Below are 23410 nucleotides of genomic sequence, written 5' to 3'. Positions count from 1 at the left end.
CTACTCCCCTACTCCCCTACTCCCCTAGCCGAGCATCATGACTTACCAATCCCCAATCTCCCCCGGCCGCTCCTGGTACGAAGACACGGCCGGACCAAGGCCCGAATATCCGGCGCTCGACGGCGACCGGACATGCGATGTGGTGATTGTCGGCGGCGGCTTTACCGGCCTGTCGGCGGCGGCTCATCTCGCCAAGACAGGCGCGAATGTCGTGCTGATCGAAACCCATCGTTTCGGTGACGGCGCATCGGGCCGCAATGGTGGCCAGCTCGGCACCGGACAACGGGCCTGGGCAGAGGAGCTGGAAGCGGAGTACGGCTTTTCCCGCGCCAAGGCGCTGTTCGACCTCGCCGAAGAGGCCAAAGCGCATCTGCTCGATTTCGCCGCAATGCACCAGATCGAGATCGACTATATGCCCGGCCAGATGTCGGTGGCGCACAAGAAGCGCTATGTCGACGACTACAAGGCGCATGCCGAGATCATGGCGAGCCGCTTCGGCTATCCGCACATCTCATTCATGGATGCCGCGGAGACAGCCGAGCGGCTGGGCTCGACGCATTATTTCGGCGGCACCCGCGACACCGGCACCGGCCATATCCATCCGCTGAAACTGGTGATCGGCACCGCAAAAGTCGCGGCACAGGCCGGCGCAAAGCTATTCGAGCAGACGCCGTCGACCGGCATTACCTCCGGCGGCGGCAAGGTCAGGGTTGCGACGCCGAAGGGCACGATCACCGCCGCTAAATGCCTGATCGGGGTCAATGCCTACGGCGGCGCGCTCGAACCGGTGAGTGCCTCGCATATCATGCCGATCGGCTCGTTCATCGGCGCGACGGTACCGCTGGGAGCCGATTCCAAAGTGTTGCCGGGTGGCGAGGCGGTCGACGATTCGCGCTTCGTCGTGCGCTATTTCCGGAAATCGAAGGATGGGCGGCTGCTGTTTGGCGGGCGCGAGATCTACGCTGTCAACGATCCCAAGGACATCCACATCCACATCCGCCGGCAGATCGCCGAGATCTATCCCTCATTGAAGGACGTCGAGATCACCCATGGCTGGGGCGGCTACGTCGGCATCACCGTGCCGAGAAAGCCGTTCGTGCGCGAAGTGATGCCCAATGTGATCTCGGTCGGCGGTTATTCCGGCCACGGCGTCATGCTGTCGAACTTTTTCGGCAAGCTTTATGCCGAGACGGTCGCCGGCAACCGCGATCGGCTGAAGCTGATCGAGGATTTGAAGATTCCATCCTTCCCCGGCGGCCGGCGTTTGCGCGCGCCACTGCTCTTTCTCGCGCTCAACTGGTACGCGTTGCGGGACAGGATTTAACCAGACGTTGCAGAATCCTTAACTGGGACGCAGAATTCCGGCCAAGGGCGCAGTGATGCCACAATCGCGGGCGAAAGATGATGCTCGTGGGCAGCTGAACGGGGAATTTTTGCGGGCCTGCCCGCTTTTGGTTTGGGACCGATGCCGATCGAAATGCCGGCTCTCCGGCATGGATCGTAAGAACATCGGCCCGCAAATGGAGGTGGCAAGAGTGAGAGAGCCCTTCAGTTTGGGCGCGCCGGAACGACGGCGCCTTGCGATGCAATTCGGTTATGATATGCGGCCGACATTCTGGCACGGGGTCCGGTCGAACGCGCATCTGGTAATAGCCGCGCTTGGCACGACAGCACTGCTCGGCGTCGCCGCAGTGGCACTGTGGCTGGCCTTGCCGGCCAATGAGCGGCAGGCGGCGGCGAGCCCTGAGCAGATCGTTCCGACCATTCCGGTCAAGACGACGAAGATCATGCCTGCCAAGGTCGCCGCGGCGCCGCGGACGACGGGCAAGGCCGATGCGGTTTCCCCGGCAGTGGCCGCGGCGGCAGCCGAGATACCGGCGCTCGCTCCCAACGATCCCCGCTGGACGGGGCCAAAGACGGCATCGGCCGCCGCCACCGAAGCATCCGACCAGCTGGCAAGCCAGACCGAGCAGGCGGCCGATAAATCGTCTGCTTCGGTGGCATTCGCCGACCCGGCAGCGAAACCCGACGCTGCGGCTTTGTTTGCCAAGGTGGCGGCTCCCGGAAGCTCGACGAAAAACACCGGGCCCGACGGCGCGCAGACCGCCGCCATCCCCACGCCCAACCCGCAATTGCCGGCAGCGCAGTCCGCGAGTGAGGACGACAATGGCAGCACCAAGGCAAAATCCGGAAAAGCCAATACCGCGGGTACCGGACGCATCCTGAGGTCCGTCACAATGCGCACCGGCCCAAAAAAGAATGCGGCCGCCATTCTCACCGTGCCGGCCAAGACCTCGGTGCAAGTGATGAGCTGCAAGCAATGGTGCCAGATCGTCTACAACGGCAAGCGCGGCTGGGTCTACAAGAGCTACGTCAAAACCGGGGCGTAGGGCCGGCAGAGCGATTGCGGGTCGCTCGCCATCAGCCAGTCCTCCGCCGGATGACCGGACCGTTCAAATACAACGCCCGCCGTCGACTTCCAGCGCCACGCCGGTGATAAAAGCCGCCTCGTCCGAAGCGAGCCAAAGCGCGGCATTGGCTATGTCGAGCGGCGTCGAAAGCCGGCCGAGCGGGATCGACGCGCGGAACTTCTCGCGGATCTCGGGTGTGTCGGCGCCCATGAATTTCGCGAGCATGCCGGTCTCGCCGGCAACCGGGCAGAGGCAGTTGACACGGATATTCTTCGGCGCGAGTTCCACCGCCATCGATTTGGTCGCGGTGATCGCCCAGCCCTTCGATGCATTGTACCAGGTGAGGCCAGGCCGCGGCCTGATACCGGCCGTGGAGGCCGTCGTCAGGATGACGCCGCCGCCTTGCCGCTCCATCACCGGCACCACGGCAAGTGCTGCGTGGTAGATCGCCTTCATGTTGACTGAAATGATCAGATCGAAGGTCGCCTCGTCGACATCCAGCATGTCACCGTTGCGATGGGTAAAACCGGCGTTGTTGACCATGATGTCGATGCGGCCGAAGGCGCCCATTGCAGCATTGACCATGTCGTCGAATTCGGACCGCAGCGAGACGTCGGTCTGGGTCCAGATCGCCTTTTCGCCGATCTCGCCGGCAACGCGCTCTGCGCCCTTGGCGTTCAGATCGGCGACAACTACCCGCGCGCCCTCCTCGGCAAAGCGCCTGGCCATGCCCTCGCCAAAGCCTGAGGCAGCGCCGGTGATGATGGCGACCTTGTTTTTGAGGCGCAAGCTTTTCTCACTCATCGTTGAAGACGATCGAAAACGCGTTTGGCCATGGCCATCGAAAGATGTGTGTCCATTGCCGATTTCTCCTTTGGCTTTCGCCTTGATCCCGCTCTATGCTGCACCTGCGAACGCTCCCGGAAGCATCGCTTGCCGACAAGCCTCCGGCTAGCGCCGGTGTCAAGAGCACACGCGGATGTGACGCAATGGCACTGGCAAGTTTAAATCGATTAGATTATATCAGCCGCGTTATCGCGACCGGCGTCAGAGCGGACAGACCATGACCAGCCAGATCATCCCCGTCGATCCTTTCGACTTCATCATTTTCGGCGGCACCGGCGATCTGTCGGAACGCAAGCTTCTGCCGTCGCTGTACCACCGGCAGCGCGACCACCAGTTTTCTGAGCCGACGCGCATCATCGGCACATCACGTTCGAAGATGACCGACGAGGAATTCCAGTCTTTCGCCAGGCAGGCGATTGCCGATCATGTGAAACCGGAAGATATCGACGCCACGGAACTGAAGACGTTCCTCGCGCGGCTCTCCTATATCCCGGCAGATGCAACAACTGGTGCCGGCTTCGACAGGCTGAGGGAGGCGATTGGCAACAGCGAACACATCCGCGCTTTCTATCTGGCAGTGGCACCGGCGCTGTTCGGCGACATCTCGCACAAGCTGAAGGAGCACGGGCTGATCACGCCGAATTCGCGCATCGTGCTGGAAAAGCCGATCGGCCGCGATCTCGTTTCGGCGCGCGCGCTCAACGATCTGGTCGGCGACGACTTCCATGAAAGCCAGATTTTCCGCATCGACCACTATCTCGGCAAGGAGACGGTTCAGAATTTGATGGCGCTGCGCTTTGCCAACGCGCTCTACGAGCCGCTTTGGAATTCCGCCAATGTCGATCATGTGCAGATCACCGTGGCCGAGACAGTCGGCCTGGAAGACCGCGTCACCTATTACGACAAGGCCGGCGCATTGCGCGACATGGTGCAGAACCACATGCTGCAACTGCTCTGCCTCGTCGCCATGGAGGCGCCGTCGTCGATGGACGCCGATGCCGTCCGTGACGAAAAGCTGAAGGTGCTGCGGGCGCTGAAACGCATCAACGGCAACGAAGCGCCGAAGCACACGGTGCGCGGGCAATACCGTGCCGGCGCCTCGGCCGGCGGGCCGGTGAAAGGCTATGTCGAGGAGCTCGGCAAGAACAGCAACACCGAGACCTTCGTTGCGCTGAAGGCCGAAATCGGCAACTGGCGCTGGGCGGGCGTGCCGTTCTATCTCCGGACCGGCAAGCGGCTGGCGACGCGCGTTTCGGAGATCGTCATCGAATTCAAGCCAATCCCGCATTCGATCTTCGGCGAGAGCGCCGGGCCGATTTCCGCCAACCAACTGGTCATCAGGCTGCAGCCCGACGAAGGCGTCAAGCAGTTCATCATGATCAAGGATCCGGGGCCGGGCGGCATGCGGCTGCGCCAGATTCCGCTCGACATGAGTTTTGCGCAATCCTTCGACGGCCGCGCCCCCGATGCCTATGAGCGGCTGATCATGGACGTCATCCGTGGCAACCAGACGCTGTTCATGCGCCGCGACGAGGTCGAGGCGGCGTGGAAATGGATCGACCCGATCCAGGACGCCTGGGAAAGCGGAAGGCAAGAGGCGCAAGGCTACACCGCCGGCACATGGGGCCCCTCGGCCTCGATTGCGCTGATCGAACGCGACGGGCGGACATGGCACGAGAGCAATTAGGCGGCGCCTACAACTGGCACGAATTTGCCGGACGCCAGGAGTTGGCGACAGCGCTTGCCGGCCACGTCGCCGGTTGCCTCTCAAAGGCGATCGCCGAGCGCGGCACGGCACTGCTTGCGGTCTCGGGCGGCACGACGCCGGCGAAATTCTTCGCGGCGCTTTCGACCGTTCCGATCGCCTGGGAAAAGGTGACGATAACATTGGTCGACGAGCGCTTCGTGCCGCCCTCATCGCCGCGCTCCAATGCCGGCCTGGTTGCCGCCAACCTGCTGCAGAACGCGGCCGCCGCCGCGAATTTCGTGCCGCTCTACCACGCCGCGGCAACTATCGAGGGCGCAGCGGTCTCCGACAGTGAGGCGCTGCAAGCGGTGCCCTGGCCACTCGACGTCATTGTGCTCGGCATGGGAACTGATGGCCACACCGCCTCGTTCTTTCCGGATGCCGACAACCTGGCAAGATTGCTCGATCCGTCGTCGCAAAGGATCGTGCTGCCGGTTCACGCGGCAAGCGCCGGCGAGCCACGGCTGACGCTGTCACTGGCGCGGATCATCAATGCCGCCTTCATCGCGCTGCATATCGAGGGCGCGGAAAAACGCACCGCATTCGAGGCCGCGCTTGGAGCTGGAGCACGAAAGCCCATTCGCGCCGTGCTCGATGCCACTCAAAAGCCCGTAGAGGTTTTCTGGGCACCCTGATCTCAACTTGGCTGCAGGTCCCGGCAACAGCCGGAAGTTGCGGGACCTCGCCTGAAAGGACCGACCGCCATGACCGCAAGACGCGACATCGAAGCCATCACCCAGCGCATCCGTGAGCGCTCCAAACCCGGTCGCGAGGCCTATCTCGGCCGCATCGCCGAAGCCTCGAACCGCACCGCCAACCGGGCCGTGCTGTCCTGCGGCAACCTGGCTCATGGCTTTGCCGTGTGCAGTCCATCCGAAAAGGTGGCGCTTGGCGGCGACCGGGTGCCGAATCTCGGCATTATCACCTCCTATAACGACATGCTGTCGGCGCATCAGCCTTTCGAGACGTTTCCGGCGCTGATCAAGGACGCGGCGCGCGAGGCCGGCGGCATCGCCCAGGTGGCCGGCGGCGTGCCGGCGATGTGCGACGGCGTCACCCAGGGCCAACCCGGAATGGAGCTGTCGCTGTTTTCGCGCGACGTGATCGCCATGGCCGCGGCGATCGGCCTGTCCCACAACATGTTCGACGCCGCCGTCTATCTCGGCGTCTGCGACAAGATCGTGCCGGGGCTAGTGATCGCGGCGCTGACCTTCGGCCACCTGCCGGCCGTGTTCATTCCGGCCGGGCCGATGACGACCGGCATTCCGAACGACGAAAAGGCCAAGATCCGCCAGCTCTATGCCGAGGGCAAGGCAGGGCGCGCCGAACTGCTCGAAGCCGAATCAAAATCCTATCACGGGCCGGGAACCTGCACTTTTTACGGCACGGCCAATTCCAACCAGATGCTGATGGAGATCATGGGCCTGCACACGCCTGGTGCCTCGTTCGTCAATCCGGGCACACCACTGCGCGACGCGCTGACCAGGGAAGCGACCAAGCGGGCACTGGCGATCACCGCGCTCGGCAACGCCTACACGCCGGTCGGGCGGATGATCGACGAGCGCTCGATCGTCAACGGCATCGTCGGCCTGCACGCCACCGGCGGTTCGACCAATCACACCATCCATTTGATCGCCATGGCGGCGGCGGCCGGCATCGCCATTACCTGGCAGGATATTTCCGACATCTCGGAAGCGGTGCCGCTGCTGGCGCGGGTCTATCCGAACGGCCTTGCCGATGTGAACCACTTCCACGCCGCTGGCGGGCTCGGCTTCCTGATCCGCGAACTGCTCGACGCAGGCATCCTGCACGAGGATGTGCAGACAGTGTGGGGCGAAGGGCTGCGCCCCTACGCGGTCGAGGCCAAGCTCGGCGCCGACGGCGGCGTTCTGCGCGAGGCATCGCCGCGCGAGAGCGGCGACGAGAAGGTGCTGGCGCCGTTCAAGAAGGCCTTCCAGCCGAGCGGCGGGCTGAAAGTGCTTTCAGGCAATCTCGGCCACGCCGTCATCAAGACATCCGCGGTCAAGCCGGAGCGGCGCATCATCGAGGCGCCGGCCAAGGTGTTCGACAGCCAGCAAGGGCTGAACGAGGCGTTCAAGGCGGGGTCGCTGACCGGCGACTTCATCGCCGTCATTCGTTTCCAGGGTCCGAAGGCCAACGGCATGCCGGAATTGCACAGGCTGACCACCGTGCTCGGCATCCTGCAGGACCGCGGCCAGCATGTGGCGCTGGTCACCGACGGCCGCATGTCGGGCGCTTCAGGCAAGGTGCCGGCGGCGATCCACGTGACGCCGGAAGCGGCGGAGGACGGGCCGATCGCCAGGATCCATGACGGCGATATCATCAGGCTCGATGCGGAGGCCGGAACGCTCGAAGTACTGGTGCCGGCCGGAGACTTTGCCCTGCGCCGGCCCGCGGACAGCGACCTCATAGGCAATGAATTCGGCTTCGGCCGCGAGCTTTTCGCCGGGTTCCGGCAGTTGGTAGGCCGCGCCGACCATGGCGCCAGCGCCTTCGGTACGGCGTGACTTTTTCGGAGAGCGGCCGATCGCTGCTCTCCCTTAGATCTATTGAACCGTGAGCTCGGCTCGCGCGCCGGCCCTGACAGTTACCGTGCCTTCTTTCGAGCTGTTGTCCGATTTCTCCGAAACCACCGCGTAGTCGCCGGCCGACAGGGTGGCTTCATACTTCTGGTCATAGGCGTAGCCGACCGACTTGCGGGTTCCGTCGATGTTCTTCCTGGCCTCGAATATCTCGATCTTCGAGGCCCCTGGCGCGGTAATCGTCAGCATGCCGGCGTTCATCGCGATCTTCAGATCCTGATGGTCGCCAACCTTGACGCTGAACGGCTGCTCGGCCACCGCAAGGTCGACCGTCGCGACCATTACATAATCGTCGGGCGGCAGATCGAACTTGCTGTCCGGACCGTAGGCATAAGTCACCTCCTGCCTGATTCCGTCGACGTTCTTTTTCGCCTGGAGCACCTTGAAGCCGACGCCCGAACCCTCGGCCTTGTCGCCGCCGGCAGCATAATAGGCGTTGGCGACGATACGCCCGACGCCGACGATGATGTCCTTGTCGATGACCCTGCCGGCGGCAAGCGGGATCGTCTCGGTAACCATGCCCTGGCCGATCGTGACCGTCACCTTCTCGTCACCGGCCGGCAGCACGACTTTCGTGTCGCCGTAATAGGTCGGCGGGGTGTCGACGCCCGGATAGCCGACTACGACAGCCGCGCCGCCGTCAACGTCCGCTCCTTCACTTGGCCTGGGGTGGATGACCAGCGTGCCGGCATTCAGGTTGAAGTGCGGCTTGGCGACCTGGCCAGGCTCGATCTTGATCTTCTGTTCGGCCCTGGCCTCGCCGGCGCGTGCGACGACGATATAGTCGCCCGGCTCCAGATGGCCCTTGTAGGCGCCATATTCGGTGGTGACGGGATCGCCGCGCGCGCCGTCGGAATTCGCCTTGTAGATCTCCCAGGCATTGCCGTCGGTGACGGGATCGCCACCCTCGGCAAGCACGACGGTGGGCACGAAATTGGACTCCGCCGGCTGGTCGGGCGCCGGCTGGAGAACAGGCTGCGGGGCGGGAGCCGGTTCAGGGGCGGGTGGCGGAGGCGCGACGGTCTCGACGAGGGCGTCCTGCAATGCCTTTTCATCCGACGCTTCGAGATATTTGCCGCCGGTGTTGTCGGCGAGGCAAGCGACCTGCTTGCCTTCGGCAGCCGTCAAGCCGAAGCCGACGACATTGACGGTGAAGTCGATGCCGGCAGCCTCCAGTTCCTTGCCGAGCGCACAGGGGTCGCCGTTGCATGTCTCGATGCCATCGGTGATGAGCACGACCGTCGCCTTGTCCTCGGTGTATTTCAACACCTCCGCCGCTTGCTTGACCGCGGCGGTCAGCGGCGTCTTGCCCTGAAATTTCAGACTGTCGGCCGCGGCTGAGATCGCACTTGCCGAGCCTGCCTGCGGCGGCACGATGAGTTCGATGTCGTCGCAACTGGCCTTCTCGCGATGGCCATAGGCCATGAGGCCGATTTCCTCGTCGGCCGGGACCGATTGCAGCACGTTCCGCAGCGATTGACGGGCGATTTCGAGCTTGGGCTTGCCGTCGATCTGCGCCCACATCGAGCCGGAGGCATCGAGAATGACGATGACGCGATCGGCGGCGAAGCCGAACCCCGTCATCCACAGCAGCAGGGCCGCCACAGCGGCGCTCCGCACAAATCCGGCCATCAATATCTCCCCCTCGGTCGCCGCCGCTCGGCGCCGCTCGGCGCCGGAAAGCTATTTGACGCTGCGTCGCGACACAAGCCCGGGCGGAGCATGAAGCTGCGCCGCCTCTGTGCAAAACCCTCAATAGGTCGTGCGGCGTTCCTCGGAAGGCGGCCGGCCGAATTGCAGCCGGTAGCTCTGGGCAAAATAGGAATGCGAGGTGAAGCCGGTGGCGATTGCCACGTCGAGGATCGGCATGTTGGTCTGGCGCAGCAATTCGCGCGCGCGCTCGAGTCTGAGCCGCATATAGTAGCGCCCGGGCGTCACGCTGAGATGGCGCAGGAACAGGCGCTCGACCTGGCGCACTGACAGGCCCGCCGACTTGGCGAGCTGCACCGCCGACAGCGGCTCGTCGAGATGGTCGGCCATCAGCTCGACGATGCGGCGCAGCTTCTCCGACTTGCCGGTCAGGTCGCGCTCCGGGCCGACGCGCTGGCGGTCGCCGGCCGAGCGGATGCGCTCATGCTGGAACTGGTTGGCGACGCCATTGGCGAGGCTCGAGCCGAAATCGCCGCGCACGATCTCCAGCATCAGGTCGATCGAGGTGGTGCCGCCGGCGCAGGTGTAGCGCTTGCGGTCGATCTCAAAGACGTTGCCGGTGCAGTTGATCTCCGGAAAGCGTTCGAGGAAACCGGCGCGGTTTTCCCAATGGATGGTGCAGCGATAGCCATCGAGCTGCCCTGCCTCGGCAAGCAGATAGGAGCCGACCGAAAGCGCGCCGAGCGCATTGCCGCGCCGGCCCCAGCTGCGCAGCGCCGCCAGCACCTTGCTCTTGCCGGGAAATTCCGTCGTCAGCCCGACCGAGACAAAAAGGATATCGACCGGCGGCAGATCGGCGACGGCATAGTCGATCTTGAGCGGCAGGCCGTTGGAGGCCATGACGGCGTCGCCGTCGGCCGACACCGTCGTCCAGCCATAGAAATCGCGGCCGAGCAGCCGGTTCGCCGACCGGAACGTGTCGATTGCCGCGGCCAGCGAGAACATGGAGAACTTGTCGACCAGCAGAAACCCGAACTGCCGGCCGCCCTGAACGGGATCATTGGTGACCGGCCGCTCTAAGGGAACAGTGAGGTTCGGCAAGGACGCTGCTCTCTGGTCAGAAGGAAGGCCGTTTCAACCCGGCTGCGAGGTAGGCGGAAGCTAACGTGTTGGCCATCAGCATGGCAATGGTCATCGGCCCCACGCCGCCAGGCACCGGCGTGATGGCGCCGGCCGCCTTCGCTGCTTCGGCAAAGGCGACATCGCCGACGAGGCGGGTCTTGCCTTCGCCCTTTTCAGATGCGGCGATGCGGTTGATGCCGACATCGATGACGGTGGCGCCAGGCTTGACCCAGTCGCCGCGGACCATTTCAGGCCGCCCGACGGCTGCGACCAGAATATCGGCGGTGCTGGCAAGCGCCGCCAGGTCCCTGGTGCGGCTGTGTGCGATGGTCACGGTGCAGTTGGCGGCAAGCAGAAGATTGGCCATCGGTTTGCCGACGATGTTCGAACGCCCGACGACGACCGCATTGAGACCGGACAGGTCCTTGCCACGCACCCGTTCGATCAGCAGCATCGAGCCGGCCGGCGTGCAAGGCACGAAGGCGGTCTCGAGTTCGCCTGTGCCGAGCTTGCCGACATTGATGAAGTGGAAGCCGTCGACATCCTTCTCCGGCGCGATGGTCTGGATGATCTTGCCGGAATCGATATGGCCGGGAAGCGGAAGCTGCACCAGGATGCCGTTGATGGCCGGATCGGCGTTGAGCTGGCCGATGATCTTCAACAGGTCCGGCTCGGAGGTTTCGGCCGGCAGCGTGTGCTGAACCGAATGGAAGCCGCATTCCTTGGCGGTGCGGGATTTGGAGGCGACATAGACCTGGCTCGCCGGATCCTCGCCGACGATGACCACCGCGAGACCGGGCTGCCGTCCGCCCTTTTCCGCCAGTTCGGCGGTGAGGGCCTTGACCCGCCGCACCACGTCTTCGGCGACGCTTTTTCCGTCAATCAACTCAGCCATGAACCACCCTCGACGCCTATTGTCTAAGCCTGCCGCGTTAAAGCATCCATGCGGCGTGCCCCAGATATGTTTTATGCATGTCGTTGCCCAGAACCACGCGCTGGCGGGCGGACATGCAGCGCGGCATTTTCACGAAAATCGAGCCGGGCAATCCCGTCAATGCGCCGTCCCATGCCGTTAACTCGAAACCGGCATGTTTTATTCGACGCTTAGAAATAGCGGCGGCGCGTGCGGTTTTCGGTGAGCTCGCGAACCGCCTCCCGGAATTCGCGCAGGCTGGCGCAGATTTCCTCGATCTGGCTTTGCTGATCGGCGGCGTCCGAGGCCTGATTTGCCGCCTTCGACCAGGCCTGAGCATGGGCCGAATGCGGCGGCGTGGGTTGCTGCGGGTAAGGTGCCTGTCCGGCATAGAGCGGCTGCGGGTAGAAGGCAGGCGGCATCGCTGCGCTGGAATTTGTGGCGGCGGAAGTCTCGCCGGACGCCATCTCCTCCGGCGCTCTGCCGGGAATGAGCCTGCTCAGCGCCGACAACACTACGCCGATCGGACCCGTACGCGCGGCCCGGTACGCTTTGTCCTCGGCGGAACCGGCATCGGGGCCGCCAAGGGAGCCAGCGGGGTCGAAAACTACATCGTCAGCTGCAGCCTCTTCCATCAGCATGGTGCCGGCCTTTGGCTCATCAGGATGGGGTTGGCTTATGCCGGCGGCTGCCAACAGGATCGGACTGGCACGCGCTTCGCGGCGCGAGCGGGCGAGACGATGGCGTGTGGCGGCATCCTCGCGCCATGACGGGCCTGCACGGTCCTCTAGCGAAACCAGCGATGCTTCGTCTTCGTCGCGCACTGCCTCGACGAGCGACAGCAAAGACCGCTCGTTCCTCCAGTGTTCACGATTATCCCTGTAAGCCATGGTTCCTGGAGCTTTCCCCTAGGGCCGGGACGTAGCGACCGCCACTGGTTAAGCGATGCTAAACAGGCACAGGAAATAAAAGGTTAATTTGGTCGGCCCGCCCCTGCGCGACTACATGTGCATCCCAATCGCAGGTCCGGTTTCCGCCTGATCACAGTCCCAACAGGGGCTTCCCCGCCCTGCCGCGAACGTCTATGGGGAAGCCATCTCTATGGGAGGCTTTCGATGACGATCAGGCTTGTTCTCGCTGGCTGCGGCAATATGGGCTACGCCATGCTCTCGGGCTGGCTGAAAGCCGGCAAGCTCGCTCCGGCTGCGGTGTTCGTGGTCGAGCCCAACGCCGAGTTGCGCAAGCGTGCCGAAGCACTGGGCTGCTCTGCTGCTGCGGATGCCGGCGCCATCCCGGCGGACGCCGTACCGGCCCTCGTCGTCATTGCGGTCAAGCCGCAGGTGATCCGCGACGTGACGGCTGGCTACATCCGCTTCAACGATGGCCGAACCACTTTCCTCAGCATCGCCGCCGGGACGCCGGTCGCCGCGTTCGAAGATATTCTCGGCGACCGCGCGCCAATCGTGCGCTGCATGCCCAACACGCCGGCGGCAATCGGCAAGGGCATGATGGCGGTGTTTTCCAACAGGCTGGTTTCCGACGACACCAAACGTTTCGTCGCCGACCTGCTTTCCGCGAGCGGGCAAGTGGCCGATATCGACGACGAGGACCTGATGGATGCGGTGACGGCAGTCTCCGGGTCGGGGCCGGCGTATATCTTCCATTTCATCGAAGCGCTGACGGTGGCGGCCGAGAAGGCCGGCCTGCCGACCGGGACTGCCAAGCTCTTGGCAATGCAGACGGTCTACGGCGCCGCATCGCTGGCCGCCGAAAGCGGCGAGGAGCCTGGCTTGCTCAGGCAGCAGGTGACCAGCCCCAACGGCACGACGGCTGCCGCCCTTGCGGTGCTGATGGGCGGCGACCGGCTGACGCAACTGCTCACCGAAGCGGTGGAAGCGGCGCGGCTGCGGTCGATAGAGCTGGGGAAGTAGGGCTTTTGGGGGAAGCCGGTCGGCGGCGATGGTCTGCCGTGCGTTTCAGCGGCAATAGCCGCCTTTAGAAAAGCCGCTACGCAGCGCTCCTTCGCCCCCCTCTGTCCGCTCACGAACTGCTATGTTGGAGATTGGCGAAAGCCGGCGTGACGTCCGATCTCCCCCCATGTGAGGGAGATGTCCGGCAGGACAGAGAGGGGCGCTGTCCCGCCGACGTCAAAATCGCGGTAGCCTAGAATGTCGACAAATATCAGCGATCCCCCCACAAGTGGTCGATCTCGTCCTTGTTCACGGGCCGTTCGTCTTTGCCCGCCTTGGCTCTGAGATCATCGGCAATGGCCGCGAGCCGCTCTGCCAGAGAAAGGCGTCCACTTTCCCGCTTCAACTCTGGTTCCCGCACCTCAGCCATCACCCAGATTCCCATACAGCATCTCGTCCTGCAGCCTGCGCAAGGCGAACAGCCTGGTCGTCGGGTCGGGCGCGGCATTGTCGGCGGTGAGCAATTCGCCTTTCCGCACCGGTTTCAGCACCTTGCCGCCTTCGAGCAGACCGACCGGCACGGCGTGGTGGGCGCGGGCCTCCTCGACCGTCATGGTCCAGGAGCGGTAGCAGGTCTCGCCGATCGCATCGAACGTCTCGCCCGCCGCCAGATCGCGTTTGGCCACGGCGCAGACCTCGGCCACCGGCCGCGGCAGCGGCACCATGTCGGGCTTGCCGTAGAGCGCGATACGGGCGGCGGTCAGCGGCACTTCCAGTGAGGTCAGATGGTAGGGCCTGAAGAAGCTGTAATAGGGGCCGTGGCCAATATGCAGATCATCCATGCGCTCGATGATGCGCGGATGCGTCGCCTCGACGATGACAAAGACGCCGGGCGCCACGCCCTTGCCGACGGTATAGTCGACGACGCCCTTTTTCGACAGGATGCCGCCATGCTCGCGCGGGATCAGCACCTTGACCAGTTCGTCGCGATCGGCCTTGGGGCCGTGCATGCCGGGAACGTCGGGCACCAGCCCGGTGGCGTTGGCGATGGCACACATCTCGACCATGGTTTTCGAGCCGTCGACGAACTCGACCAGCATGCGCGGGTTCATGTTGCGGCGCAGCGCTTCCTCGCGGTAGTCGTCCGGAACGGCGTCGTGGTTGAGCGGGTTGTTCTTGCCCTTCCCGGCGGAGACGATGGTGTAGCCGAGCGCCGAGGCGAACTCGATCAGCTCCATGCAGCTCGACGGCTCGTCGCCGGCGCCGACCGAATAGACGACGCCGAGCCGGTCGGCCTGCTGCTTTAGATAGCAGCCGATGGTAACGTCGGCCTCGACATTCATCATCACCAGGTGCTTGCCATGCTGCATCGCCATCAGGTCGAAATCGGCGGCGACGCCGGGCTTGCCGGTGGCATCGATGACGACATCGATAAGCGGATTGGTGACCAGCATCTCGTTCGAGGTGACGGCGATCTTGCCGCTTTCGATCGCCTGGCTGACCTTCGAAGCGCTGTCCGCTTCGGCTGCCATCGCCTCGTCGCCATAAGCAATGCGGATAGCGTCACGTGCCGTATGCGGGCGGCGGGTCGAGATCGCGCAAATCGAAATGCCCGGCATCAGCATGCCTTGCGTCACCAGGTCGGTGCCCATCTCGCCCGAACCGATGACGCCGATGCGCACCGGGCGGCCCTCCGCGGCGCGCTTGGCAAGATCGCGGGCAAGCCCGGTCAATGCGACATTGGTCATACTGGAAACGTCCACTGCTTTTTGATTTGAAGCGGGAATAGCAGGGAACGGCAACCCATTGCCAATCGAAACCGGCCGCGGCGATCTTTTCTTGCGCATGACCCCGGAAACCAGAATTGTTCCTATGAAGATATGCACCCGGCCGAAGGACTAACGAGGGTCCTGTGGCGCCAAAGGCCCGCGTTGAAGCGGCGGAACGGACCGTTAAGCCCGGATGGATCGCAGCCAAGAAATGTACGGAAATTCTTAGTCATTCTTTTATGCAATCCTGCTTTAATAGGGAAATGGACTGGCGTGCCGGCATTTTTAGGTGTTTTTTCCGCGCTATGCGACCGATCGGCGAGAGCGGCAACGTTGCTACTATTTTTGCTCTGTCTTTGCCGATTGTCGTCGGCGGTGCGGGCCTCGGTATCGAGACTTCCTATTGGTATTACAGCAGCCTGAAGCTACAAGCGGTGGCGGATGCGGCGGCCTATGCTGGCGCTTTGGAAAAGGTTTCGGGATCCGACACGCCAAAGATCGTCTCCGCAGCGACAGCGTCAGCGACCACGAACGGCTGGGGACCGTCAGCAGGTACAATAGAGGTCTTCTCGCCTCCGTCAGCCGGTCCAAATGTCGGAAAAAAGGCGGTTGAGGTAGTCGTTCATCAGAACCTCGATCGGTTCTTTACGTCGATATTCACGCAAAACGCAGTTGGCGCACAAGCAAGGGCGGTGGCTCTTATTACGGATGCTTCAAAAGCCTGCATCTTGACGGTCGATCCTTCCGCTTCGAAAGCGGCGCTCTTTTCCGGCAGTTCGACCACAAAACTGACAGGCTGCTCCGTCATGTCGAATTCGATAGCTCCGGACGCCATCAAACTTCAGGGATCGGCAAGCCTTGATGTCGATTGCCTGATATCGGCAGGCGGTGTTTCGTTGAGCAACGTCGTGAAGACTGTTTGCGCCAGCCTGATAACCCAGGCGCTGCCCGCTGCTGATCCTTTTGCCGACCTGCCGACGCCGCCGGCCACGAACCCTTGTCAAAACGGCAATCAGTCAACCTTGCAACCTGGAACATACTGCAAGGGGCTCAGCTTGAGCGGCAATGTAACCCTCTCGCCCGGGATATACGTCATTGAGGGAGGCGATTTCAAAGCGAGCTCGAATGCAAATATTTCCGGCGAGGGTGTCGTCATTTATCTGGCCGGTACCTCCGGCGTTAGCATGAACGGCACGGCGACCGTCAAGCTCAGCGCACCGACGTCGGGCACCTATTCAGGTGTGCTGTTCTATGGCGACAGAGCCAACCTGGCGGGATCCAACACGTTTAATGGCACGGCGGATTCGCTTTTGACCGGCGCTCTGTATTTTCCAACACAGGGCGTCAATTATCTCGGCAATTTCTCGGGCAAAGGTGGTTGCACACAGGTCGTCGCCAGTACCGTGCAATGGTCCGGCAACGCAAACATCATTCAGGATTGCACGAGCCTTGGTATGCGAGACATTCCGGCCACGCAAACCGTTCAGCTTGTCGAGTAGTTTTCGTGGATCGGCTACAAGTCCGGATGCTCCGGAGTGATTCGGGTGTTGCCGCGGTAGAGTTTGCGCTGGTTCTGCCCATCCTTTGCCTGGTACTTCTTGGCGTCATCGACGGCTGGTCTTTTGTCTCGAGCGCATTGTCGATGCGTGCAGGCGTCAAAACCGCGGCGAACCTCGTGATGCAAGGAGCAGTCGAGGATACGACTATCCAAGCTGTCGCTCTTTCGAGCTGGGAAAACCATCCTGATGGCGCGCAGGTGGCAGTGAGCCGGAAATACATGTGCGGGAACATCGTGGCCGATCCATCGATCCTGTGCGACACTTTGAAAGCCCCCTCGGTCTTCCTCGTAATACAGGCGACAGCCACCTGGTCACCGCCCTTCAGTTTTGGCGCGTTTTCCTTCTCGCGCGAACTCAGTCATCAACAGGTGATTCGTGTCCGCTAAGTCGAGAGCTTTCACGGGGGATGCATCAGGCGGAGCTGCATTAGAGTTCGCGCTGATCGCGCCTTTTCTGATAATGCTTTTGATCGGCATCTTTGCATTCGGCTGGGCTCTGAATGCTATGTCGAGTGTTCGGTACACGCTGGAAACGTCGTCACGTGCGCTGCAAATGAAGAACTCGCTGACGCAGGCCCAGATCCAAGCCATTGCCACGGAAAAATTACTGGATTTGGGATTGAAAGACGTCGACGTAACAATAGCAATCGACGCCCCCAGCGGCGGCTTTCGCATGGCACATCTGACCGCCCAATATGCGTTCGTGATCGAGTTCCCGTATTTCAACCGATATCCGATAAATTATCAGACAACTGTCACAGTTCCCCTGATTGCATCGTGAGCACGTCCCCGGCCAGTCGAGCGGCACCTTTCGCAGGATGTTCGCTGCACGCCGCCTTTATAGGCGATCGCCTTGTACAGCGTACCGTTGCCGGCTTTGTTCCGGCCGAGCGCCCACCCCTCGCCCAATGCTGCGCCGCCGCTACTTGTGTGTTTGACAGGCATGCGAGGCCCACATGTGGAATTTGGCAGCAGAGGGCTGGAGGCTCCTCAAGCAGAGCGTCCTCGGCTTCATCGACGACAATGCGCTGAGCCATGGGGCGGCGATAGCGTTTTATGCCACAACGTCGCTCGCGCCGATCCTGCTCATCGTCGTCGCTATCGCCGGCATGGCCTTCGGGCACGAGGCGGCGCAACTCGCCCTTTCGGCACAGATCGCCGGCCTGATGGGGCCGCAAAGTGCCGAGTTGCTGCAGGCGACGATCGAAAACGCTTCGCAGAAGGAAGCGGGAACCCTTGCCAGCATTCTGGGGCTGGTCACGCTGTTCATTGCCGCATCCGGCGTGTTCGGCGAAATGCAGCTGGCGCTGAACGAAATCTGGAAAGTCAAACCGAGCGGGGCAACGATTTCACGGCTCGTTCGGGCGCGCATTGCAAGCCTGGGCCTGGTCGCCGCCCTCGGTTTCCTGCTGTTGGTGTCGCTGGTCGTAAGCGCTGCAATTTCGGCGCTCGGAGAGGTCATCAACGCCTACCTGCCGTTCGGCACCATCATCCTGAGCGCCATCAACGGGATCGTCTCGTTTGCCCTGATCACGCTGCTGTTTGCGGCAATCTACAAGGTGCTGCCGGACCGCAGCCTGCAATGGCGCGATGTCGGCCTCGGCGCCGTGGTCACTGGGTTCCTGTTCACCATCGGCAAGTCGCTGATTGGCTGGTATATCGGAACCAGCGCTTTCGCATCGTCGTACGGCGCGGCGGGCGCCCTGCTCGTCGTGCTGTTATGGGTCTATTATTCGGCCGAGATATTTCTGCTGGGCGCCGAATTCACGCGAGCCTATTCGGTTCGACACGGCAGCCGGTCCGATTTGAAGAACAAGGTGGAATTGCATGACAAATGAGTTCACGCCGAAATTCGACCTCGCCGGCAAGGTGGCGCTGGTCACCGGCGCCTCGCGCGGCATCGGAGGCACCGGCAGGCGAACTGCACCGGCCAAGCTGGTGTCCAGCTTTCTCATTCATCGCCGGCGAGCCAAAGGACCATGTTCACCATCAGTTTTCCGTAGAACGGCCATTCACGGCGGGCTTTTTGCGCCGGCACCGGAACTTTTAGCGGTCGCTAATCTTCATTCGTCACCGACATTGAAATGCCGATCGGTCCGCGCTCCGCTTCAGTGCGGGCCCGGGAAGCAAAGGAGGAACATATGAACTGGGATCAAATCAAGGGAAAATGGACGCAGTTCAAAGGTAAGGCGAAAGAGCAGTGGGGTGATCTCACCGACGATGATCTTGATCGCATCGAGGGCAACCGAGACCAGCTATTGGGACGTATCCAGGAGCGATATGGCATCGCCAAGGAAGAGGCAGAGCGCCAGGTAGATGACTGGTCCAGAAGCATCAGCTAAGCCCTGAACGCAGCGCCTCCTGCTACCCCACTACCGGGTGAAACTGTGGGTCGCCCGCCGTGCCGCTGGTGCGGCGGGCGCTTTCGACCAGCGAGGCCCGCGAGGAACCTTTAGCCGCATCTAATGTTCTACTTGCGTGGCGGGCGCCCAGCCCGGAGGCAAGGAGCGTAATCATGAACAACATTATCTGGCTGGTCGGCGCCATCGTGATCGTAATCGCCATTTTGAGCTTTTTGGGTCTGCGATAGCGCCTTAGCCCTCTCCTCGACCTCTTCGATTCGGCAACGGCTCCCCTCTCGGCGTGGCCTCACTGCCCGTTGCGCTCAAGCAGGTCAGACTTAGGTCCCAAGCAAAATACTCCAGGATTGGACCGAAGCCCCGGCTGAGGAACGTAGCCCGCCGGCTCACGTTGTGGTGAGCTTTGGCGCGACGAAGATGCGTCCGGGCGGAAGAGTTCAAAGCCAGGGAGGAGAGGCCCGACGCTCCGAACGAGCGTCGGGCCTGGGCGTAAATGCAAACCATCAGCAGACTGTTCAATTCCCATGCCCAGGCAGCACGTGCCGTTGCCAGGCTTCAGGCCGCCGGGATTCGTCGCCGGCAAATCAGCGTCGTCGGATCTTACAACGATAACGATGAACCGATCAGCGTTGCTGGATACTACGACGATGAGATGAGCGCTCTCTGGCGGGGTGCGGTTGCTGGTGCCGCACTTGGCGCGACGGCTGGTCTGTTGGCGGGTTTTAGCGCTTTTGGAGCTCAAGGCGTTGATCCTGCGGGAATGACCGGCATGGCCCTGGTCGGTGCGGCGTGGGGCGGCTTTGCCGGCGTGCTCCTCGGAACTTTCGCCAATTTTGCCCAGAAGCCGCGCAAGCCGAAGATCGCAGAGGGTGTCGTACTGGTGATGGCCCGCGTCGATGAAAAGCAGGCCGGCGCCACGCATACGGTGCTCCGGAGTTCCGCGGAGATGCCTGCCGGGCCGATGAAGAGGAGCGCTTTGCCAAATTCAAGCCGGCTCCGCGTCCGATCTGGTGCCCGATGAAGTTTGTTTCGCGAAACGGGAATTCAAACCGGGGGCGCCCGACGAAAGCTTGGCAAACCAACACGTTGGAAGCATGCGGGCTGCTTGCCGTCGTGCTGTCCTTTATTCTTACCGTTCTGTTGGCTGGTCTCATCCTTGGCTGAACCCATACCCTTGCCACCGGCGACACGATGCCCGGCAACTGGCGAAGGTGTGGCCAGTTCGAAGGATTAAACCATTCGTGCTAAGCGTTAATAGCTTGTAGCCATGGGAGAGGACGCCAACGTGGACAAACGGGCTGAAGGAGACGCGGAGAAATTCGCTCGAGGCGAGTTCGAGCTCAAAGCCGAACGATATGGCGTGAACGCCTTTCTTCTCGTTGTCGAACTTGTAAATCTGCTGGAAAAGCGCGGAACGATCAGCAGCGACGACGTCGCGAAAATAGCCGAGGCCGCAGCACTTGCCGTTGCCGCATCCAGTCAACCTGACATGAACAGCATCAATCTGTTGCAGGCCATCGCTGCCGCACGCCGGCCCAAATAGGCTTATATCAAATCCGCCAGCAATCGGCGCGAACCGATAAACGCTATGTTGAACTGATCTCGGTCGAGCGTACGGAGCCCTTTAATGTGCAATGACTACGAGCAGCACATCGCCTGGGCCGAATACTGCCGGATGATGGAATCGCTGGCGCTCAATATCCCCAGCCATCAAACCGAACCGGATCTGCCGCAGGCGGATGACATCCACATCAACGACCCCGCGCCTGTAATGCGCGCGGCCGGCGACACAATCGAACTGGCGTCGATGACGTTCGGCTTTCCTCCGGCCGGACCAAAAGGCGGACCTGTATTCAACTTTCGCTCCGAGGGCCGACAGTTCGGCAACAGCAAGCGCTGCCTCGTTCCGGCCTCGGCATTCTTCGAATTCACGGGAACGAAGTATCCAAAAACCAAGCACAGATTCACGCTGGATGGCCATTCGTTCATGGCGATTGCCGGGCTGTGGCGCGAGGGTGTCGGCAACAAGCCGCCGACGTTCACGATGCTGACGACCGAGCCAGGGCCGGATGTCGCGCCATATCACAACCGGCAAGTGGTTGTGCTCCCGCCATCGAACTGGGCGGCCTGGATCCATCTGACGAAGTCCGAGGCTGAACTCTTGCGACCGCTGCCGGAGGGGTCGCTCAGTGTGGAAACAGCTCGGGCAGGTTCGGAGTAGGAACCATCGGATAATTGCCCGCTGAGCTGCGGCCGCGCCGCATAGTCACGGCGACGCGCGCCATGCTCAGATCGAATGCCCGCACGATATAAGCGCTTCAGCCCCGCTTGACGTAGCCGGCGGTGACCTCGTCTTTGTGGGCGGCGAAAGCTTCCAAGACTTCGGTTTTCTCAGGCTTCGGAATTTTGAAATGATCCAAGGTCCGCCCGAGTTCCGCTGCGACCTCATCGAATTCTGCGGGGGAAATCCGCAGGTCGCGATGCGCCTCCTCGAGGCCGAGCGGCGTCGTGCCGGGCTTGGTGGCGACGAACTTGAAGGGCCCGCCAGAAACGTCGCAGACCCACAGCGTGCGCATGAACTTGAGGCCGGGCAACCTTTCAAGGTTCTTGGTGTGCCATTTGCGCAATTGTGGGTTCTTCGACTTCTTGCCGACGATCGGGTTCTTCACTACGGCGTCGCTGAAATGATCGATCACCGCCGCGATGGCGAACACACCCCCCAGCCGCTCGTATAGAGTTTTCTCAGATGTGGTTTTCTTGGCCTGGGCGAGCGCGTTGTCGGCAGGCAACACCGCCGTCGATGCGGCGGCCAGCGCCAGCCCGGCGACAACACTTCGTCTTGTCAAAGAGGTCGAAATTTTCATCCCTGGTTCCCTTCGAGGTTAGGCCAGAGCAAGCCCCAGCCTGTCTGGCGGGCTTCATGAAGTGACATTCGGACACTTTGCCGTATTTTAGCATCGTCTAAGGAACTAACGAGCCCTTCGCCCGAATTATTCCGATGGACGGCATTGTCATGGTCGACATGCGTCAAAAGGGCGAAAGGGCGAAGGCCGCGCGGGTGAGGAAGACTTAAGCAGGTGTCGCTGCACGCGGCAGAGGTCGTGAGGCCACTTCGGCCGCATCGGCGGCCCGATCGATGTTGCGGGCACCGTAGTGTTCCTGGCCTCGTTGGCGGCGGTCGCCTGCGGCCAATAGCCTGTGCTTTTCGAAGATCGCTAGCTTCTGCGGATAGGTGATCCGCACCTTTGCGTTGCACCCGTCGCATTTGAAGTGCGCGATCGTTCTTAGTGCAGAGCCCTTTCTTACCGCCGGATGCGAGCAATCCGGACATTCGAATGTGAGCGCGACATCCGATAGGTCTTCGGCTAAGCCCATTTTCATCCCCTTCACAAGCTCGGTGGCTACACTCTGGCGATTCTCAATGAGCAATTCAGATGCCAAACGGCTGTGCCAAAGCGGGACTAGACCAATTCGCCTCGGAACGCCGCCAAGCTAGTGCGCCCTCTCTGTGCCTTTTGAGCGACGAAGAGACCTAACTTCCTCCAGCAGTTCGCGCTCATTGGTAGTCAAGTTTCGGAAGATTGCGACAATCATCACCGCCAAGGCTTCGGCATCCAGGCTTAGAGGGTCAATGTGTTCATCTGTGCAAACCTGATCAAACACGCGTTCACAAATAGCCAAATCGTGAGGGCTGAGGCGAGTGCGATTGAAACGCTGGCGCGACATTTGCGAGCCTTCGAGGCCCGCTGCCGTGCACAAAAATGCGCGCCCTAACAAGAAACGCGAGTCGTTGAGTGATTGTTCCCGACTGCAGCTTTGTTAAGCCGCCTGCAGCAGGGGCAGACCAGAATGCCTCCCCCGCGCGCATCATGGCGCATGCATCGATCGCTTCAGTGTGGTTCGAATGATGCTGGAGTCTGCCCGGGGTACTAGCGACCAGTTGGCGCTGACAGGTGCATGCTGAATTTGCTGGTGCTGCGAGAGAGGATTGAACTCTCGACCTCTCCCTTACCAAGGGAGTGCTCTACCACTGAGCTACCGCAGCCGCCGATGGCGGGGCTTCTGCCATATCGAACCGGCAAGCGCAAGGCCAAGACAAAGACGGGTTGAAAGGCCGCACCGGGCGATCGTTGCGGACATGGCCGTGCCACAATGTTGGCTATCCCTTGATCCGCACCGGCGGGTCGCCGGCCAGGGACGGAACGATGAACGACAAGATAGTTTCTCCGAACAAGGATGGGCCACCGAAGAAGGATGGTTCAGCGAAAAAGGCCGGAACGGGCCGCAAGGACCGGCTGGCTGAGCAGCTGCGCGCCAATCTGCAGAAGCGCAAGGCGCAATCGCGGTCGCGACGGACCGGCGACGCCGACAAGCGGCCGGACGGGCTGCAGGCGGTGATGAAAGAAGATTAACGCGAATCGGCTATGCTGGTCGCCGGTACTTTTGGCCAAGTCAGCGTGGGCCAAAGTGTGGGGAATAGCCTGTTTCTTGAACCAAGCCGGCCAATGGTCTAGATGGGCG

Annotated in this window: 24 protein-coding genes and 1 tRNA gene; 14 read left to right on the top strand and 11 right to left on the bottom strand. The window is 62.0% G+C overall.

Annotated features, from left to right (window positions below; translation table 11 throughout):
- The first annotated feature begins 37 nt into the window (after positions 1-37).
- Positions 38-1324 (top strand): NAD(P)/FAD-dependent oxidoreductase, encoded by a 1287-nt coding sequence (locus NKH70_RS17190; protein WP_353015847.1) that lies wholly within the window; start codon positions 38-40, stop codon positions 1322-1324.
- A 259-nt stretch (positions 1325-1583) separates the two neighbouring features.
- Entirely contained in the window at positions 1584-2390 is an 807-nt protein-coding gene (locus NKH70_RS17185) for an SH3 domain-containing protein (protein ID WP_353015845.1), read from the top strand.
- A gap of 63 nt (positions 2391-2453) precedes the next feature.
- Here the strand turns inward: NKH70_RS17185 and NKH70_RS17180 are convergent, their stop codons facing one another.
- Positions 2454-3215 (bottom strand): SDR family oxidoreductase, encoded by a 762-nt coding sequence (locus NKH70_RS17180; RefSeq protein ID WP_352715515.1) that lies wholly within the window; start codon positions 3213-3215, stop codon positions 2454-2456.
- Between the two features lie 259 nt (positions 3216-3474).
- Here NKH70_RS17180 and zwf point away from each other — a divergent pair, with 259 nt between their 5' ends.
- The 3 genes from zwf (at position 3475) to edd (ending at position 7532) form a co-directional block, all read left to right on the top strand.
- Positions 3475-4944 (top strand): glucose-6-phosphate dehydrogenase, encoded by a 1470-nt coding sequence (gene zwf / locus NKH70_RS17175; protein WP_352715518.1) that lies wholly within the window; start codon positions 3475-3477, stop codon positions 4942-4944.
- Positions 4926-5639 (top strand): 6-phosphogluconolactonase, encoded by a 714-nt coding sequence (gene pgl, locus NKH70_RS17170; protein ID WP_352715521.1) that lies wholly within the window; start codon positions 4926-4928, stop codon positions 5637-5639. Before zwf ends, pgl begins: the two co-directional genes overlap by 19 nt.
- A gap of 69 nt (positions 5640-5708) precedes the next feature.
- Positions 5709-7532, top strand: a complete 1824-nt coding sequence (edd, locus tag NKH70_RS17165) for a phosphogluconate dehydratase (RefSeq protein WP_352715523.1) — start codon at positions 5709-5711, stop codon at positions 7530-7532.
- A gap of 39 nt (positions 7533-7571) precedes the next feature.
- Here the strand turns inward: edd and NKH70_RS17160 are convergent, their stop codons facing one another.
- The 4 genes from NKH70_RS17160 to NKH70_RS17145 form a co-directional block, all read right to left on the bottom strand.
- Positions 7572-9239: a vWA domain-containing protein gene (locus tag NKH70_RS17160; RefSeq protein WP_352916638.1), complete on the bottom strand. Its 1668-nt coding sequence runs from the start codon at positions 9237-9239 to the stop codon at positions 7572-7574.
- 120 nt (positions 9240-9359) lie between these two features.
- Positions 9360-10358 carry a GlxA family transcriptional regulator gene (locus NKH70_RS17155; RefSeq protein WP_352464953.1) on the bottom strand — a complete coding sequence of 333 codons (999 nt, stop codon included), beginning with the start codon at positions 10356-10358 and terminating at the stop codon, positions 9360-9362.
- A gap of 16 nt (positions 10359-10374) precedes the next feature.
- Positions 10375-11274 carry a bifunctional methylenetetrahydrofolate dehydrogenase/methenyltetrahydrofolate cyclohydrolase FolD gene (folD, locus tag NKH70_RS17150; RefSeq protein ID WP_353025735.1) on the bottom strand — a complete coding sequence of 300 codons (900 nt, stop codon included), beginning with the start codon at positions 11272-11274 and terminating at the stop codon, positions 10375-10377.
- Between the two features lie 209 nt (positions 11275-11483).
- The gene (locus tag NKH70_RS17145; RefSeq protein ID WP_353025734.1) at positions 11484-12182 is read right to left on the bottom strand and encodes a hypothetical protein; all 699 of its coding nucleotides are present in this window, start codon (positions 12180-12182) and stop codon (positions 11484-11486) included.
- 225 nt (positions 12183-12407) lie between these two features.
- Between NKH70_RS17145 and proC the strand changes: the two genes are divergently transcribed.
- Entirely contained in the window at positions 12408-13223 is an 816-nt protein-coding gene (gene proC, locus NKH70_RS17140) for a pyrroline-5-carboxylate reductase (RefSeq protein WP_353025732.1), read from the top strand.
- 250 nt (positions 13224-13473) lie between these two features.
- On the opposite strand, the gene NKH70_RS17135 is transcribed toward proC, so the two are convergent.
- Both NKH70_RS17135 and NKH70_RS17130 read right to left on the bottom strand, forming a co-directional pair.
- Complete coding sequence (locus tag NKH70_RS17135; protein WP_353025731.1) at positions 13474-13632, bottom strand: hypothetical protein; 159 nt, start codon at positions 13630-13632, stop codon at positions 13474-13476.
- Positions 13625-14950 (bottom strand): NAD(P)H-dependent oxidoreductase, encoded by a 1326-nt coding sequence (locus NKH70_RS17130; protein ID WP_353025730.1) that lies wholly within the window; start codon positions 14948-14950, stop codon positions 13625-13627. Before NKH70_RS17130 ends, NKH70_RS17135 begins: the two co-directional genes overlap by 8 nt.
- Positions 14951-15114: 164 nt before the next feature.
- Here NKH70_RS17130 and NKH70_RS17125 point away from each other — a divergent pair, with 164 nt between their 5' ends.
- The 5 genes from NKH70_RS17125 to NKH70_RS17105 all read left to right on the top strand — a co-directional run bounded on the left by NKH70_RS17125 (position 15115) and on the right by NKH70_RS17105 (position 18871).
- Positions 15115-16470 (top strand): pilus assembly protein TadG-related protein, encoded by a 1356-nt coding sequence (locus tag NKH70_RS17125; protein ID WP_353025729.1) that lies wholly within the window; start codon positions 15115-15117, stop codon positions 16468-16470.
- A 26-nt stretch (positions 16471-16496) separates the two neighbouring features.
- Positions 16497-16916, top strand: a complete 420-nt coding sequence (locus NKH70_RS17120) for a TadE/TadG family type IV pilus assembly protein (protein ID WP_353025727.1) — start codon at positions 16497-16499, stop codon at positions 16914-16916.
- Positions 16906-17310, top strand: a complete 405-nt coding sequence (locus NKH70_RS17115; protein ID WP_023677423.1) for a TadE/TadG family type IV pilus assembly protein — start codon at positions 16906-16908, stop codon at positions 17308-17310. Before NKH70_RS17120 ends, NKH70_RS17115 begins: the two co-directional genes overlap by 11 nt.
- A gap of 175 nt (positions 17311-17485) precedes the next feature.
- Complete coding sequence (locus NKH70_RS17110; protein WP_353025725.1) at positions 17486-18367, top strand: YihY/virulence factor BrkB family protein; 882 nt, start codon at positions 17486-17488, stop codon at positions 18365-18367.
- A gap of 303 nt (positions 18368-18670) precedes the next feature.
- On the top strand, positions 18671-18871 hold the full coding sequence (locus tag NKH70_RS17105) for a CsbD family protein (RefSeq protein ID WP_023677416.1): 201 nt from the start codon (positions 18671-18673) through the stop codon (positions 18869-18871).
- A gap of 307 nt (positions 18872-19178) precedes the next feature.
- Here NKH70_RS17105 and NKH70_RS17100 read toward each other — a convergent pair whose 3' ends face one another.
- On the bottom strand, positions 19179-19811 hold the full coding sequence (locus NKH70_RS17100) for a hypothetical protein (protein WP_353025723.1): 633 nt from the start codon (positions 19809-19811) through the stop codon (positions 19179-19181).
- 345 nt (positions 19812-20156) lie between these two features.
- Between NKH70_RS17100 and NKH70_RS17095 the strand changes: the two genes are divergently transcribed.
- The gene (locus NKH70_RS17095; protein WP_352715562.1) at positions 20157-20432 is read left to right on the top strand and encodes a hypothetical protein; all 276 of its coding nucleotides are present in this window, start codon (positions 20157-20159) and stop codon (positions 20430-20432) included.
- 84 nt (positions 20433-20516) lie between these two features.
- Positions 20517-21110: an SOS response-associated peptidase gene (locus NKH70_RS17090; RefSeq protein ID WP_353025721.1), complete on the top strand. Its 594-nt coding sequence runs from the start codon at positions 20517-20519 to the stop codon at positions 21108-21110.
- Positions 21111-21207: 97 nt separating this feature from the next.
- Here NKH70_RS17090 and NKH70_RS17085 read toward each other — a convergent pair whose 3' ends face one another.
- The 3 genes from NKH70_RS17085 to NKH70_RS17075 all read right to left on the bottom strand — a co-directional run bounded on the left by NKH70_RS17085 (position 21208) and on the right by NKH70_RS17075 (position 22934).
- Positions 21208-21753, bottom strand: coding sequence for a group I truncated hemoglobin (locus NKH70_RS17085; RefSeq protein WP_352715566.1), 546 nt, complete (start codon positions 21751-21753; stop codon positions 21208-21210).
- 205 nt (positions 21754-21958) lie between these two features.
- Complete coding sequence (locus NKH70_RS17080; protein WP_353025719.1) at positions 21959-22318, bottom strand: hypothetical protein; 360 nt, start codon at positions 22316-22318, stop codon at positions 21959-21961.
- Positions 22319-22859: 541 nt separating this feature from the next.
- A tRNA-Thr gene (locus tag NKH70_RS17075) sits at positions 22860-22934 on the bottom strand.
- Positions 22935-23094: 160 nt separating this feature from the next.
- On the opposite strand from NKH70_RS17075, the gene NKH70_RS17070 reads away from it, so the two are divergent.
- A complete protein-coding gene (locus NKH70_RS17070; RefSeq protein ID WP_353025717.1) occupies positions 23095-23301 on the top strand; it encodes a hypothetical protein in 207 nt (68 codons plus the stop codon).
- The last annotated feature ends 109 nt before the right edge of the window (positions 23302-23410 follow it).

The sequence above is a fragment of the Mesorhizobium sp. M0991 genome (genome assembly GCF_040318915.1).
Taxonomy (GTDB): domain Bacteria; phylum Pseudomonadota; class Alphaproteobacteria; order Rhizobiales; family Rhizobiaceae; genus Mesorhizobium.
This window is presented reverse-complemented; position numbering and strand designations above follow the sequence as displayed.